Source organism: Streptomyces sp. NPDC020845, from assembly GCF_044334165.1.
Taxonomy (GTDB): Bacteria; Actinomycetota; Actinomycetes; order Streptomycetales; family Streptomycetaceae; genus Streptomyces.
Genome location: NZ_JBIRSJ010000024.1, coordinates 35,134 through 49,688 on the forward strand (window position 1 = coordinate 35,134; position 14,555 = coordinate 49,688).

A 14,555-nucleotide genomic window follows, 5' to 3' on the forward strand; every position below is an offset into this window, starting at 1 on the left:
CAGCCGATCGGTGTGCGTGACGCGCACACCGATCGGCTGGAGGTGGGGGTGGCCGACCTGGTCCAGTGATACGGGAGGGCACCACCCGATCGCCGGCCCGGGAAGGCAGCGGCGCCGCGCAGGCCCACCGCCCGCGGCGCCTGTGGCTCAGCGCTCCGCGTCACGCCCCTCGTAGGCGAACCAGTCCACGTCGACGGTTCCCCCCTGCGCGCAGCACTCCCCAAGGGCCTGACCCTGGACGGCCTGCGCCAGGACCGAATCCTCAACGAGGCGTTCGAGAGCGTCGACCCCCTCAAGCTGATGCGGCTGTTCGGCATCACCGAGCAGACGGCCATGCGCTACATCGGCGCCGCCCACCCCGAACGCACCGCCAAGCTTCCCAAGTGAAGCCCCCGGCCCGCCGCGCCAGTCGCGCCCTCGGGGGCGGTGCCAAGAAAGCCCAGCAAGATCGCCTCCCGGTCTTTTAGGCTGCTCGCCGACAGATCGTTGAGGACAGCGTTGACGGTAGCCCAACAAAGGTCGGCGGTACCGATGTCCGCACTGTGTTTGACTCGCTTCTCGGCAAGGGGTGGGCCAGGTTGCGGTAGGTCCGCAGCAGGTCCGAGGCCAGAGGAAGCTGTGCGCGTGGGCTGCGAGCATGCAGCGCCCCGAGCCCGGAGGGGTCGACCCTCATGAGGCCGAGGGCAACGAGGCACCGTATAATTTGGACCCGAACATTCTAATGTCTCATGGCTTCTCAGTCGGCCCGAAGGAGCGTGCTCGTGCCCGGCCAACGATCCATCACCGAAGCCGAGAAGCTGGCAGAGGCCAAGCTCGGCGGCAGCGGCGTCCGGCATGACCAGATGGCCGTCGTCGCCAACATCTACCGCGCCGCCTCTGCGGTGCGGCAGCACCTGGAGAACTCCGTGCTGCGCGGCGTCGACCTGACCTGGACCGCCTTCGTGGTGCTCTGGGTCGTCTGGATCTGGGGCGAGTCGGAGACGCGGCACGTGGCCGAAGAGGCCGGGATTTCCAAGGGCACGCTCACGGGGGTCGCCCGGACGTTGGAAAGACGAGGGCTTGTGCGGCGAGCAGACCATCCCACCGACGGCAGGCTGGTGCTCCTGAGCCTGACCGACGAAGGGGAGGAGCTGATGCAGCGCGTCTTTCCGGCGTTCAACGAGGAGGAAGCCTTCGTCACCGGGCAGCTCAGCGACGCGGACTGCCGGACCGTCGCCGCCGGACTGCGCCGGGTGGTGCTGCAGGTGGAGGAGAAGGGCGAGGAGCGCCGCCGGGATCTGTTGGGCGGTGCCGCCCCCGCTCCACGCCGCAGCGGCCGCCGTAAGGCCTGAGCCGCGGCGGCCCCCGGACGAGGGCGCCCGAATCGCTACAGCTCGAATTGCTCGGCTGCGAAGGCACCAGGCAGCTAGGCCGGCGCCGACGACACCTCGGTCCAGATGGTCTTGCCTGTTGACGTGTACCGGGTCCCCCACCGCTGTGTGAGTTGCGCGACCAGGTACAGGCCACGGCCGCCCTCGTCCTCCATCGCGGCCCGCCGAAGGTGAGGCGAGGCATGGCCGCCGTTGGAGACCTCGACGATGAGGCCACGTTCCCGAATGAGCCGTAGACACACCGGAGCGCCGCCGACTGACCAACTGGACGGGCGCTTCCCGGTCGAGTCCGGCAAGCATGGCCCGGCCGATGGCCTCCCGGTGCACCAGCTCGGATTCCATGGCCGTCAGCAGCCACCCGGTCGCGCCCGCCCCCAGGGCGAGCGGGGTGAGGGAATAGGACACGGACAGCGGGCGGCCGTCACCACGGCGGACCGGCCGAGGCCCGAGCCACCACGCCGTACCACGGTCACCAGCGGCCGAGACGCCGGCGTCCGTCTCGGCATCGGCCAGGACGGCGTCGGGCCAGGACGGCTTCGGCGGAGCGGCCGGGGGCGTCTTCGGACGCCAGACCGAACAGCTCCTCGGCTTGCCGGCTCCATCCCGGTGAACCGCAGGTGCTGGTCCAGCACCGCCGTCGCGCCGACGGGTGCCGGCATGTCCGAGGAGGACGTACCGTGCGGCCGGACTCCCTGGTCATGTCCCTCGAAAGGGTTCGTCATCGCCGCTCCTGAGGTTGGTGCAGGAGAGCTTCGGCTCGTTCAATCTACCGCGCCGGTCGCCCGTGGTGACGCCTGCGCGCGATGGACCGCCGTCCGTCTCCACCTCGGCAGTCACTCGCCCTCTCTCCACCCGTCCCCCGAAGCCCAATCTATCCTATTGACAAGTTATCCATATGGATAGATTCTCGCTGCAGCGCACATCCCCTCTATCCGCTGGAGTCCTCATGGCCATCCCCGAAGGACTGAGCCCCGCCCCGTTCGCTCCCCGTTACGCGGACCGAGTCGAGGAGTGGATCGACATCTACGGCAACGCCGTACCGCTGGCCATCGGTGATCCGGCCGAGGAGTACGCGGCCATCCGCACCGCCGTCGGCGCCTCCGAGTACTCGATGCTCTACAAGTGGCATGTCGAGGGTGAGGACGCCGTCGCCACCGCCGACGCGGTCTTCTCGCGCAGTGTGAAGGGGCTGGGCGCTGGACGCATCGCCTACGGGGTCGTGGTCGACGCCGACGGGATGATGCTGGACGACGTGACCGTGGCCGTCCTCGCGCCCGACCACGTCGTCGTCACCGGCGGCAACCCGGCCACCCAGCAGTCGCTGACCGCCCACGCCCCCGCCGGCACCACGGTCACCGAGCGCCGCGACGAGTCCGCCGTCCTCACCCTGCAGGGCCCGCGCAGCCGCGACGTCCTCCAGCGCCTCACCCACGTCGACGTCTCCAACACCGCGTTCCCCTACTACACCTTCCTGCGCGACACCCTCGTCGCGGGCATACCCGCACAGGTCAGCCGGCTCGGGTTCACCGCCGAGCTCGGCTACGAGATCCAGGTCCCGCGGGAGCGCGCGCTGGAGCTGTGGGACGCGGCCTTCGAGGCCGGCACCGGCCTGGGGATCAAGGCCTTCGGGGCGATCGCCCTGCTGACCTGCCGCACCGAGGCCGGGATGATCATGGGTGAGCTGGAGTACGACCGGACGGTCACACCGTTCGAGTGCCGGATGGGCTGGGCGCTGGACTTCGACAAGGGCCCCTTCCAGGGCCGGGACTCGCTGCTGGCCAAGAAGGACAGCGCGACCGGCCGCGTCGTCAGCGTCGTCGTGGACGCCGCGCCGGAGGCCGCCGAGGGCGCCCGGCTGGAGCTGGACGGACGTGACATCGGCTACGTGACGATGGCGCTGCCCTCCCCCGTCCTCGACGGCGCCACCCTCGGTCTGGCCCGGGTCCACCGCGACGCCGTGAAGTCCGGCACCGCGCTCACCGCCGTCACCTCCGACGGCTCCAAGGCCGACGCCACGGTCCGGCCCACACCCGTGTACGACCCCGAGCGCGCCCGCGTGCGGGCCTGACCCGACGGAGATCCTGACGTGCAACGCTACATTCTCACGCTCCGCTGCCCGGACCAGCCGGGCATCGTCCACGCACTCACCGCGGGCGTCGCGCAGGCCAAGGGCAACATCCTGGAGAGCGCCCAGTTCTCCGATCCCGGCACCGGCATCTTCACCATCCGTATGTGCCTGGAGACACCCGAGGCCGACACCGAGAACCTGCGGGACGAACTCACGCTGCGGCTGGCCCGCTTCGACCCGGTTCTGACCGTCCGGCCCGAGGAGCAGCGCCGCCGGGTGCTGCTGATGGTGTCGAAGTTCGACCACTGCCTGGTCGACCTGCTCTACCGCTGGGACCTGGGCGAACTGCCCGTGGACATCCCGCTGATCGTCTCCAACCACCCCGACCTGGCGCCTCTGGCCGAGCGGTACGGCATTCCCTTCGTCCACCTCCCCGTCACCCGCGACACCAAGCCCGAGGCGGAGGCCGAGCTGTTGCGGCTGGTGGCCGAGCACCAGGTCGACTTCGTGGTGCTCGCCCGCTACATGCAGGTCCTGTCCGACGACCTGTGCGGCAAGCTGTCCGGCCGGATCATCAACATCCACCACTCGTTCCTGCCGGGCTTCAAGGGCGCCAAGCCCTACCACCAGGCCCACGACCGGGGCGTCAAACTCATCGGCGCCACCGCGCACTTCGTCACCGCCGACCTGGACGAGGGCCCGATCATCGAGCAGGACGTCGTCCGCGTCGGTCATCGCCACACCGCGCCAGAACTGGTCGCGATCGGCCGGGACGTCGAGCGGGTCGTGCTGGCCCGGGCGGTCCGGCTGCACGCGGAGGACCGCGTCGTTCTCACCGGCTCCCGCACCGTCGTCTTCTCCTGACGACCGCACCGAGAGGCTCGTACGACATGACCACCGCGACACTGCTCGACGGGAAGGCCGCGGCAGCCGGGATCAAGCGTGAACTCGCCGAGCGGGTGAAGCTGCTCAGAAGCCGGGGCATCGCTCCCGGGCTAGGCACCATCCTCGTCGGCGACGACCCCGCCAGCCACTCCTACGTCGGCGGCAAGCACCGCGACTGCGCCCAGGTCGGCATCGCGTCAATCCGGGTGGAGCTGCCCGGCACGTCGACCCAGGACGATGTCGAGGCCGCCGTGCTCAAGCTCAACGCCGACCCGGCCTGCACCGGTTTCATCGTCCAGCTGCCGCTGCCGCCCCACGTCGACACCCACGCCGTGCTGGAGCTCATCGAACCGGCCAAGGACGCCGACGGGCTCCACCCCGCCAACCTGGGCCGACTCGTGCTGGGCATGCCAGGGCCGCTGCCCTGCACCCCGCGCGGCATCATCGACCTGCTGCGGCGCAACCACGTGGCCATCACCGGACAGCAGTTCTGCGTCATCGGCTGCGGGATCACCGTGGGCCGCCCGCTCGGCCTGATGCTGACCCGCAGCACCGAGCACGCCACCGTGACCCTGTGCCACGAGGCCACCCAGGACACCGCAGCCCACGCTCGCGTCGCCGACGTGGTCGTGGCCGCGGCCGGCGTGGCCCATCTGGTCAAGCCCGACTGGATCAAGCCGGGCGCCACCGTCCTGTCCGTGGGCATCACCCGGACCGTCGAGGGCATCCTCGGAGACGTCCACCCGGACGTCGACCGGGTCGCGGGCTCCCTCGCACCGCCGGTCGGCGGAGTGGGGCCGATGACCCGCGCCATGCTGCTGACCAACATCGTCGAGGCGGCGGAGCGCGGCTGACGGCGACGCACGCGGCGTGGGGCCAAAGAGTCGCACGCACGCCTACCCGCGACCGGAGTAGTCGGTGTAGCACTCCTCCGGGTCGCCCTCGTAGTTCCACGGCCAAGGCGTCACCAGTCCGCCCACCAGGGAGAAGACCGGGCCTGCATCGCCGCTGCGGCCCGCCCGGACCAGAGCGTAGGCGAGCGTTCCCAGGTCCGCGACGGCGGCCGCGTGACGCGGGTGACCGGGTTGCAGCCAGTCGGCCGTGCCCTGGTCCAGCAGCCGTGCGGTGTGCGGCTGCGACCAGTACCGGCTCACCCCCAGCGCCTGGATTCCCCCGCTGCTCCTTTCGCGGTGGTACTGCCGCACAGCCGCCGTCAGTGGCAGGCATGCCGTCGGCGCGTCCCACGGCATGACCGCGACGGCATCGTCGAGGAAGTCCCGCAGCGCGGCCTGGCTGCCCTGCTCCTCCGGGGAGAGGTAGCCCAGGATCTGCAGGTGCGCCTCGCGGTGCCATGGATCACGTGCGCGTATCTCCTGCCAGACGAGAGCAAGCTCAGAGCTCGGCCGCCCCAGAAGCCGCAGCGCCGCCAGCGCACCCACCCACGGGGTCGGATCAGCCGGGCGGGCATCGGCGGCGGCGCGGCAGATCGCCAGGGCACCCCGCGGATCGCTCGCCAGCTCGGACCAGGTGGCCAGCGCCAGGGCATCCGGGTCGCGGGGCCGGCGCCCGTGCCAGCCCCGGGCCAGCGCGGGCGCGGCCTGCGCGAGGACGCTGACCCGGTGACAGCGGCGGTCCCAGTCGTCACCGGTCTCCCGCAGCAGCCGCTCCACCTGGGCGATGGCCAGGTCCTGCGGCCCCGGTCCCCGGGCGGCGGCGATGCTCCTCAGCACCCGGCCCAGCGGAACGTCGTCGAGTTCGGGAGCCAGGCGGGGCGCATATCGCTTGTGGCCGAAGAAGACCATGTCCTTTTCAGTGTCCGTTGTGGGCGGCGCGCACCAGTGCGTCGAACAGGGCCTGCTGGGCCGGGTCCTGGTCCGCGGTGTCTTCGGGGTGCCACTGCACCGCCGTGAACCACCCGGGGTGTCCGGGCAGTTCGAGCCCCTCCACCGTGCCGTCGGCGGCCCGCGCGGTGGGCTCGAGCCCGACACCGACGCGGTCGACTCGCTGATGGTGGTAGCAGGAGGCCTCCGTCTTCTCGGCGCCGGTGGCCTGTTCGAGCAGGGTGCCGCGCTGGATCGCGACCGGGTGCACGATGTGCCGGTGTTCGCGTTCCGTGCCGCCCATGTCCTGTTCCAGGCTGCCGCCGAGGGCGACGTTCACCACCTGCAGCCCCCGGCAGATCGCCAGCAGGGGCAGGCCCGAGTCCAGGGCCCGCCGGGCGACCTCGAGGTCGAACACGTCCTGGAGGTCGTCGACGTCATAGACGCTGTCATGGGTGTCGGTGGCTCCGTAGCGGTGCGGGGCCAGGTCTCCGCCGCCCGGGAGCAGTACGCCGTCGAAGCGGGCGAGCCGCTCGGCCACGTCGGCTCCGGCCGGTTCTGCGGGGTGGATGCTCACCGGCTCGCCGCCGGCCCGCCACACGGCCTCGACCAGCGCGCGGGCGTTCACCTCGGCGGTGTAGCGGAGCGCGGACGTGGTGGCGGCGAACCGGGCCGGAATCGCGATCAGGGGTCGCGGGTGCGTACGGGTCACAGCTGGATCCAGGTGGTCTTCAGTTCGGTGTACTTCTCGATGGCGTGGACGGACTTGTCGCGGCCGTTGCCCGACTGCTTCATGCCGCCGAAGGGGACGGTCAGGTCGCCCTCCTCGTAGCAGTTGACCCAGACCGTCCCGGCCTTGAGCGCGCGGGAGACCTTGTGGGCGGTGGACAGGTCGGACGTCCACAGGCCGGCGGCGAGGCCGTACTCGGTGGCGTTGGCGAGACGTACCGCCTCGTCGAGGTCGTCGAAGGCAAGGACGGACAGGACGGGTCCGAAGATCTCCTCGCGGGCCAGCCGCATGCCGGGGTCGACCCGGTCGAACACGGTGGGCCGCAGGTAGCTGCCGCCGGTCTCGGCCAGGGCCCGGCCCCCGCCCACGCGCAGCCGGGCGCCCTCGTCCAGGCCGGAGGCGACATGCTCCAGGACCCTGCCGAGGTGGCTGTCGCCGACCAGCGCGCCCATCTCGGTGGCCGGATCGAGTGGGTCACCCATCCGCAGTTCGCGCGCCCGTGCCACGACGGCCTCCGTGACCTGTTCGGCGATGGAGGAGTGGACCAGCAGCCGGGAGGGCGCCGTGCACATCTCACCCTGGTTGAAGAAGATGCCCCAGGCCGCGGTCGCCGCGGCCTTCTCCAGATCGGGGGCGTCGGGCAGCACGATGTTCGGTGACTTGCCGCCGAGCTCCAGCCAGACGCGCTTGAGGTTGGAGTCCGCGGCGTAGCGCAGGAAGTGACGACCGATGGCGGTGGATCCGGTGAAGGCCAGGACATCGACGCCGGGGTGGAGGCCGAGCGCCCGGCCGGCCACCGGTCCGTCACCGGTCACGACGTTGAGGACGCCCGGCGGCAGTCCGGCGTCGGTGGCGACGCGACCGAGCAGGAGGGCGGACAGCGGAGAGGACTCCGACGGCTTCAGGACGACCGTGCAGCCTGCGGCGAGGGCGGGAGCGACTTTCCAGCTCGCCAACGTGAGCGGGAAGTTCCAGGGCACGACGGCGCCGACGACGCCTGTCGGCTCCCGGGTGATCAGGGCGAGGGAATCCGGTGCGGTGTGGGGCGACTCGTCCGTGAGTTTGTCGGCGAGCTGCCCGTACCAGCGGAAGGTGTTGATCGCGGCGCGCAGCTCGATGGCGTACGCGTCCGTGATCGGTTTGCCCATTTCCAGGCTCACGGTCAACGCCAGTTCCTCGCGCCGTTCCTCCAACAGATCGGCGATCCGCAGCAGGACCCGGCCGCGTTCGGCGGGCGCCAGATGCGGCCACGGCCCGGTGTCGAAGGCGCGGCGCGCCGCCGCGACGGCGAGATCGACCTCCGCCTCCCCCGCATCGGCGACCTGGACCAGGCGCTGCCCGTCACGCGGGGAGATCACGGCGAACGATCCACCGTCACCGGCTTCGCTCCTGCCGTCGATGTGGTGCTGCGTGGGCAGGTCGAGTGCCTTGGCACGGCGCAGCAGTTCCTCATGGGTGGCGTTCAGCACGCGCTCTCCCTCTCCATTCCATCATTTCATTCGACGCCAAACGACTCACGCCGTTCGACAGAAGGCCCGATACGGCCGGGGCGCAGGCTCCGGCCATATCGGTGAGGCATCACGGTGATCAGTCGGTGGTCTCCGCCCGGGACCGCGTCACCCGGGCGGCGACGACACCGAGGACGAGCACCATCGGAACGGTGAGCTGGAGCCATATGGCCGTCGTCCGGTCACCGCCGATGAGCGTCGTGAAGTTGGCGATGATGAGCCAGATGGCCCCGGCGATGCCGAGCGCGCCCAGTACGGGGGCGATCAGGGTGTTCCAGGGGCGGGTGTCGGCGCGCGAGCGGCGGAAGAACGCGACGACCGAGGCCGAGGTCAGGAAGTACAGCAGCATGACGCCGAGGACGGCGACCCCGCTGAACCAGGAGAAGAGGGTCAGCACCGGGTCCTTGCCGAGGATCGCGAAGGGCATCACCAGCAGCACGGAGAGCACGGTCTGCACCGTGCCCGCGACCCAGGGCGAGTGGCGCCGGTTGATGGCGGTCAGCCCGTGGGGCAGCAGGCCCTCCCGGCCGAGGGAGAACAGGTAGCGGTTGGCGGAGTTGTGGAAGGCCAGGATGCCCGCGAAGAGGGAGGTGGCCAGCAGGATCGGCAGCACGTCGCCCGCCCAGCCGCCGAACAGGGCGGCGATCGGGGCGAAGACGAAGCTTGTCGCGTCGCCGCTCTGCAGCGCCTTGCCGGCATCGCCCGTCACCCGGGACGCGCCGTGCGCCGAGACCAGCATCCACGAGGTGAAGGCGAAGAAGCCCGTGATCACCGCGACCGACAGGTAGGTGGCCCGTGGGACGGTCTTACGGGGTTCGCGGGCTTCCTCGCCGTAGATGGCGGTGGCCTCGAAGCCGAACATCGACGCCACGGCGAACATCAGCGCCACACCGGGAGCACCCTGCAGCGCGGCGGACGGCGAGAAGCTGTCGGTGAAGCCGAGGCCCTCGGGCCCGCCGCCCTTGAACAGGGTCACGAAGGCGAAGACGATCAGGATGCTGAACTCCGCCAGGACGAACACGGCGAGGATCTTGGCGCCCATCTCGACGCCCGAGGCGCCGAGGACCTGCACGATCACCATGGTGACCAGCACCCAGACCCACCACGCCACATGGGCGCCCGAATAGTGCTCGACCAGGCCGCTCACCGTGGCGCCGTACAGCCCGTACATGGCGGCCTGGACGGCGCAGTAGGCGAAGAGGGCGACCCCGGCGCTGCCGGAACCGGTCGGGCGGCCGAGCCCCTTGCCGATGTAGGTGTAGAAGGCTCCGGCCTCCACGACATGGCGCCCCATGGCGACGAAGCCGACGGAGAACAGCAGGATGATGACGCCGGCCGCGAGGTAGGCGGCAGGAGCACCGGCACCATTGCCGATGGCGATGGCGATGGGCACGGCCCCCGCGATGCCCGTCAGCGGCGCCTGGGCGGAGAGAACGAAGAAGAGAATGCCCAGAACACCGAGAGAATCGGGCTTGAGCCTGCCTGCCATGGATTCATCATGACCGGTTTGCGTGGAAACCTCGGTCTGACTGTCCACTCGAATCACCTGCCGGGGAGGGGGAGGGGCGAAGGTTTTGTTTTAGGCCAAACGAGTTTCCTCATGGTGGGCTGGAACTATCCGTTTGGCAAGGGATTTCGGGGAGATCCTTCTGCGGCCTCGGAGGTCTTTGCGGGACCGTGACTCGGGCGGCGGCCCGGCCGGCCGTGCCCCGGCGTACGAGTCGTACGACGACCGACTTCGACGTGGGGGTGTTGCTGTGGTCGGCGGTGCTGTCCAGGGGTACCAGGACGTTTGTCCCGGGGAAGTACGCGGCGCAGCAGCCGCGCGAGGTCGAGTAGGACACGCCCCGGAAGTCGGGTGCCACGCGTTCGGCACCGTCGGGGTACTCGCCGACCAGGTCGACCCGGTCGGCGTCGGCCAGCTGGAGAGTGGCCAGGTCGTCGGGGTGGACGAAGACCACCCGGTGTCCTCCGTGGATGCCGCGGTAGCGGTCGTCGAGACCGTGGAGCGTGGTGTTGTACTGGTCGTGGGAGCGGATCGTCCGCAGGAGGAGCCGTCCCTCGGGCACACGCAGTACGGTCATCGGATTGACGGTGAAGCGGGCCTTGCCGGTGGTGGTCGGGAAGTGCCGGTCGTCCCGTGGCCCGTGCGGCAGGACGAACCCCTTGGGATGGCGTACGCGCCGGTTGACATCCTCGAAGCCGGGGACGACCCGCGCGATGCGGTCGCGGATCAGGTCGTAGTCCTCTGCCATGGCCCGCCAGGGGACGCGTGGCGGCTCACCGCGAGCGGCGAGCACCCGCTCGGCCAGTTCGCAGACGATCGCCGTCTCCGAGCGCAGATCAGGCGAGGCGGGCGCCAGTGTGCCCCGGGAGGCGTGCACCGAGCTCATCGAGTCCTCGACGGTGACGAACTGCGGTCCGCCGCCGCGCATATCGGTCTCGGTGCGGCCGAGCGTGGGAAGGATCAGCGCCCGCCGGCCCGTGACCAGGTGGGAGCGGTTGAGCTTGGTGGAGACCTGCACCGTCAGGGCCGTACGGCGCAGGGCCTGCTCGGTGACGGCGGTGTCCGGGGTGGCCGAGACGAAGTTGCCGCCCATGGCGAAGAAGACCTTCACCCTGCCGTCCCGCATGGCGCGGATGGTGTCGACCACGTCAAGCCCGTGGTGGCGCGGTACGGGCAGGCCGAACTCCTTCTCCAGCGCGTCCAGGAAGTCGTCCGCGGGCTTCTCGTAGATGCCCATGGTGCGGTCGCCCTGGACGTTGGAGTGGCCGCGCACCGGGCAGACCCCGGCGCCGGGGCGTCCGATGTTGCCGCGCAGGAGGAGGAAGTTGACCACCTCGCGGATGGTCGGTACGGAGTGCTTGTGCTGGGTCAGGCCCACCGCCCAGCACACCGCGGTCTTTCGGGCCTTCAGCACCCGCTGGTGGATCCGCTCGATCTGTTCGCGCTCCGGGCCCGTGGCCTCCAGGACGTCCGCCCATGGCGTGGCGCGTACGTCGGCCGTGAACTCCTCGTACCCGTCGGTGTGTTCCTCGGCGAACGCACGGTCCACCACCGTGCCCGGGGCGCGGTCCTCGGCCTCCAGCAGAAGCCGGTTCAGGGCCCGGAACAGGGCCAGGTCACCGCCGAGGCGGATCTGCGCGAACTCGTCCGCCAGCGCGGTGCCCCGGCCGAGCATCCCTGAGGGCCGCTGCGGATTCCTGAAGCGCAGCAGGCCGGCTTCGGGCAGCGGGTTCACCGCCACGACGTGGCCGCCGCCCCGCTTCGTCCGCTCCAGGGCGGAGAGCATGCGGGGATGGTTCGTACCGGGGTTCTGGCCCACGACGAGGACCAGGTCCGCCTGGTGCAGGTCGTCGAGCGAGACGCTGCCCTTGCCGATCCCGATGGTCTCGGACAGAGCCACGCCGCAGGACTCGTGGCACTTGTTCGAGCAGTCCGGCAGGTTGTTGGTGCCCAGGGCGCGGACGAACAGCCGGTAGACGAACGCCGCCTCGTTGCTGGTGCGCCCCGATGTGTAGAAGGACGCCTCGTCCGGCGAGTCCAGCGCGGCAAGCTCCTCGGCCACGATGTGTACGCCTGTTCCCAGCTCACCGGCGTGTAGTGCCGGGCTCCGGGTGCGAGGTACATGTCGCAGAACTCGGCGGCATGCCGGTGATCGCCCTCCGGCCATGCGCAGCCGGGGCAGTCGAACCCGGTCTTCTGGGTTGACGCTCAGCAGGGTCAGCAGGGTCCGCCTGGCGCCCATCTGGCGGCCGCCGTGTCGCAGCGACTGAGACGACGGCCGGGATGCCTGCCGCGTACTCCTTGGGCGGACCCACGGTCAGACCGCTGTCGCCGGGGTCGTTCTCCGGTGGCCCGGACGCCATCGGTGACATGCCGCGTTCCCGTCTACTCGTGCACCGTGATGGCCTGCAGCGGACAGACCTCGGCGGCCTCGTACAGCTCCTCGGCGCTGTCCTCGTCCACGTCGGCCGCGTAGACGTCGGTCGCACGCGACCGCAGGGACAGGCGTCCCTCGTCGTCCAGCGCGAACAGGTCGGGGGCCGCGTACACGCACTGGCCCTGGTCCTGGCACTTGTTGAGGTCGACTTCGACCTTCATGACGGCTCCTGTCTCTCGGAGGGGTCGGGGGATCAAAGAAAACGAACGGGGAGGTGGGTGATGGTGCGCAGGAACTCGGTGTGCGCATAGCCGGGCGCGCCCGCGAGCTCGACACCGGAGTACCGGTCGACGATCGAGCTGAAGACGATGTCGGCCTCGGCGCGGGCCAGGACCTGGCCGGCGCAGCCGTGCATGCCGGAGCCGAAGGCCAGGTGCTGGCTGGCGGCGAGCGGGCGGGTGTGGTCGAAGGTGTCGGGGTCGGCGAAGACCTCGGGGTCGCGGTTGGCGGAGGCGATGAGCAGGGCCAGCGCCTCTCCGGCCGGCACGGTGATGTCGCCGATGACCGTGTCCTGTGTGGTCAGGCGCACCACCATCGACTCGGGCGTGTCGATCCGCAGGATCTCGTTGACGATGCCCGGCTGGGCCTCCGGCTCGTCCCGGTAGGCGGCGAACAGTTCGGGATGTTGCGTCATCAGCCAGATGCCGTGGTTGATCAGGTGCTTGACGTCGAGATGGCCCACGGCGAAGAACAGGAAGATGGTGTAGACGACTTCTTCCTCGGTCATCCTGCCCTCGTCCTGCGCGGCGATGAAGGCGTCGATCAGGCCCTCGCCGGTGCGGGCTCGCTTGTCGGCGACGAGCCGGCGGATGTACTCGGCGAACCAGGCGAACGCCTCCGTGGTGGCGCGGGCCTCCTCGTCGTTGCCGCCGGGGCCGAGGCTCAGCCCGATCTCGTAGGTCCTGCGCTGGATGGTGTCCATCTCGGTCGGCTCGATGCCGAAGATGTGGCAGGTCGTCTCGAAGGTGCACTTCAGGGAGAGGCCGCCGGCCGCGTCCAGGGTGCCGTCGCCCTTCTCGACCTCGTCGAGCACGGCCTCCACGGAGGCGCGCATCACCTTGGCCCACTCCTCGACGGCCTTGGGCGTGAACCAGCGGTTGGTGATCCGCCGCAGCCGCGTGTGGTCGGGGGCGTCCTTGCCGAGCATGGTGTGGTGGATCGGGGCGGCCGGCCCGAAGTCGAGCTGCTGCACGCTCAGGGTGGGGTTGCGGATCAGCCGGGCGACGTCCTCGTAGCGGGAGACGACATACAGGCCGACCGGATGCCTGTAGACAGGGTGCTCCTGCCGCAGCCGCGCGTAGTACGGGTACGGGTCCGCACGGAAGCCGGGGTCACGGAAGGGCAGCAGATCCTCGGCGGCGGACGCAGGTCCGGCGGTGGTGACGGTCATGTCGTGGCACTCCTCGGGCGCGAGGCGGAGGGGGAGCTGGGGAGCAGGAGAGGGAGGGGCGATCAGCTGCCCTACATCGCCGAGAATTATCCACTCGGATAGTTTCGTCAATACTTCGCGCGCATGTAATCAACTCTTTACGCCGCCGGAAACAGATGAGTCCCCGTCGCAGTGCGACGGGGATCCATCCTGACCTGCCGTTATGCAGGGACTACTGCATGGGCGACTACTCTGCGTCTCCACGCTGCCGGGTCAGCAGTGACCGCAGCTCCTTCAGCGCGGCCTCCGTGACGTCCGGCTCGTCGAGGATCAGCTGGTGCAGCACGAGCCCCTCCAGGGCGGCGAAGACGAGCCGGGTCAGGGCAGGGCTGGTGCCTTCGGGCAGGCTGCGGGACAGCTCCCTCTCCGTGGCCTGGAAGTACTCGTCGTAGAGCGCGCGGATCTGCGGCAGCAGCTCGGGCCTGCGGCGGGCTTCGAGCATCAGCTCGTACTGGAACGTCTGCATGGCCGGCTGGCGGGTGACCATCTCCGCCAGTCCCGCCGCGAAGTCCGCGATGTCGCCCGTGCCGGGTTCCAGGGAGCTCGTACTCGCGCTGGTGCGCACCGCGTGTTCGAGGGCTGCCTCGATCAGCGCGTCCCGCGAACCGAAGTGGTGCACCACGAGCCCGTGCGTGACACCCGCCTCCTCGGCGACGGCGCGATAGGTCAGCCTGCGCAGCCCGCCCCGGGCCACCACGCGCACGGCCGCGTTGAGCAGGGCCTCACGGCCGGTCCCGTAGTCCACCCGCTTGCGGGGCCTGGCAGGGGGCTTCTCGGAGGAATCGCTCATGAGCGCGACCC

General features: G+C 70.2%; 12 protein-coding genes and 2 pseudogenes. 4 read left to right on the forward strand and 10 right to left on the reverse strand.

Features of this window, described 5'->3' with window-relative positions:
• Positions 1 to 147: 147 nt before the first annotated feature.
• Entirely contained in the window at positions 148 to 357 is a 210-nt protein-coding gene (locus ACH4U7_RS46090; protein WP_398533757.1) for a hypothetical protein, read from the reverse strand.
• Between the two features lie 404 nt (positions 358 to 761).
• Between ACH4U7_RS46090 and ACH4U7_RS46095 the strand changes: the two genes are divergently transcribed.
• A complete protein-coding gene (locus ACH4U7_RS46095) occupies positions 762 to 1,331 on the forward strand; it encodes a MarR family winged helix-turn-helix transcriptional regulator (protein ID WP_398533758.1) in 570 nt (189 codons plus the stop codon).
• 74 nt (positions 1,332 to 1,405) lie between these two features.
• On the opposite strand, the pseudogene ACH4U7_RS46100 reads toward ACH4U7_RS46095, so the two are convergent.
• Positions 1,406 to 1,621 (reverse strand): annotated as a pseudogene (locus tag ACH4U7_RS46100) (ATP-binding protein); the annotation flags it as partial.
• Positions 1,622 to 2,316: 695 nt separating this feature from the next.
• Between ACH4U7_RS46100 and ACH4U7_RS46105 the strand changes: the two are divergent.
• Genes ACH4U7_RS46105 through ACH4U7_RS46115 form a run of 3 tightly spaced genes read left to right on the forward strand, consistent with a single transcriptional unit; the run spans position 2,317 to position 5,177 of the window.
• The gene (locus tag ACH4U7_RS46105) at positions 2,317 to 3,438 is read left to right on the forward strand and encodes an aminomethyltransferase family protein (RefSeq protein WP_398533759.1); all 1,122 of its coding nucleotides are present in this window, start codon (positions 2,317 to 2,319) and stop codon (positions 3,436 to 3,438) included.
• Between the two features lie 18 nt (positions 3,439 to 3,456).
• A complete protein-coding gene (gene purU, locus ACH4U7_RS46110; protein WP_398533760.1) occupies positions 3,457 to 4,302 on the forward strand; it encodes a formyltetrahydrofolate deformylase in 846 nt (281 codons plus the stop codon).
• Between the two features lie 26 nt (positions 4,303 to 4,328).
• Entirely contained in the window at positions 4,329 to 5,177 is an 849-nt protein-coding gene (locus tag ACH4U7_RS46115; RefSeq protein ID WP_398533761.1) for a bifunctional methylenetetrahydrofolate dehydrogenase/methenyltetrahydrofolate cyclohydrolase, read from the forward strand.
• A gap of 42 nt (positions 5,178 to 5,219) precedes the next feature.
• On the opposite strand, the gene ACH4U7_RS46120 is transcribed toward ACH4U7_RS46115, so the two are convergent.
• The 8 genes and pseudogenes from ACH4U7_RS46120 to ACH4U7_RS46155 all read right to left on the reverse strand — a co-directional run bounded on the left by ACH4U7_RS46120 (position 5,220) and on the right by ACH4U7_RS46155 (position 14,544).
• On the reverse strand, positions 5,220 to 6,125 hold the full coding sequence (locus ACH4U7_RS46120; RefSeq protein WP_398533762.1) for a hypothetical protein: 906 nt from the start codon (positions 6,123 to 6,125) through the stop codon (positions 5,220 to 5,222).
• A gap of 7 nt (positions 6,126 to 6,132) precedes the next feature.
• Positions 6,133 to 6,855, reverse strand: a complete 723-nt coding sequence (locus ACH4U7_RS46125) for a gamma-glutamyl-gamma-aminobutyrate hydrolase family protein (RefSeq protein ID WP_398533763.1) — start codon at positions 6,853 to 6,855, stop codon at positions 6,133 to 6,135.
• On the reverse strand, positions 6,852 to 8,342 hold the full coding sequence (locus tag ACH4U7_RS46130; protein WP_398533764.1) for an aldehyde dehydrogenase: 1,491 nt from the start codon (positions 8,340 to 8,342) through the stop codon (positions 6,852 to 6,854). Before ACH4U7_RS46130 ends, ACH4U7_RS46125 begins: the two co-directional genes overlap by 4 nt.
• A gap of 118 nt (positions 8,343 to 8,460) precedes the next feature.
• Positions 8,461 to 9,918 carry an APC family permease gene (locus tag ACH4U7_RS46135; RefSeq protein ID WP_398533765.1) on the reverse strand — a complete coding sequence of 486 codons (1,458 nt, stop codon included), beginning with the start codon at positions 9,916 to 9,918 and terminating at the stop codon, positions 8,461 to 8,463.
• Positions 9,919 to 9,979: 61 nt separating this feature from the next.
• Positions 9,980 to 12,251: pseudogene (locus ACH4U7_RS46140) on the reverse strand (FdhF/YdeP family oxidoreductase).
• A 22-nt stretch (positions 12,252 to 12,273) separates the two neighbouring features.
• Positions 12,274 to 12,486, reverse strand: coding sequence for a ferredoxin (locus ACH4U7_RS46145; protein WP_398533766.1), 213 nt, complete (start codon positions 12,484 to 12,486; stop codon positions 12,274 to 12,276).
• A 32-nt stretch (positions 12,487 to 12,518) separates the two neighbouring features.
• Positions 12,519 to 13,715, reverse strand: a complete 1,197-nt coding sequence (locus tag ACH4U7_RS46150; protein WP_398533767.1) for a cytochrome P450 — start codon at positions 13,713 to 13,715, stop codon at positions 12,519 to 12,521.
• A gap of 226 nt (positions 13,716 to 13,941) precedes the next feature.
• Positions 13,942 to 14,544: a TetR/AcrR family transcriptional regulator gene (locus ACH4U7_RS46155; RefSeq protein ID WP_398533768.1), complete on the reverse strand. Its 603-nt coding sequence runs from the start codon at positions 14,542 to 14,544 to the stop codon at positions 13,942 to 13,944.
• Positions 14,545 to 14,555 lie beyond the last annotated feature (11 nt).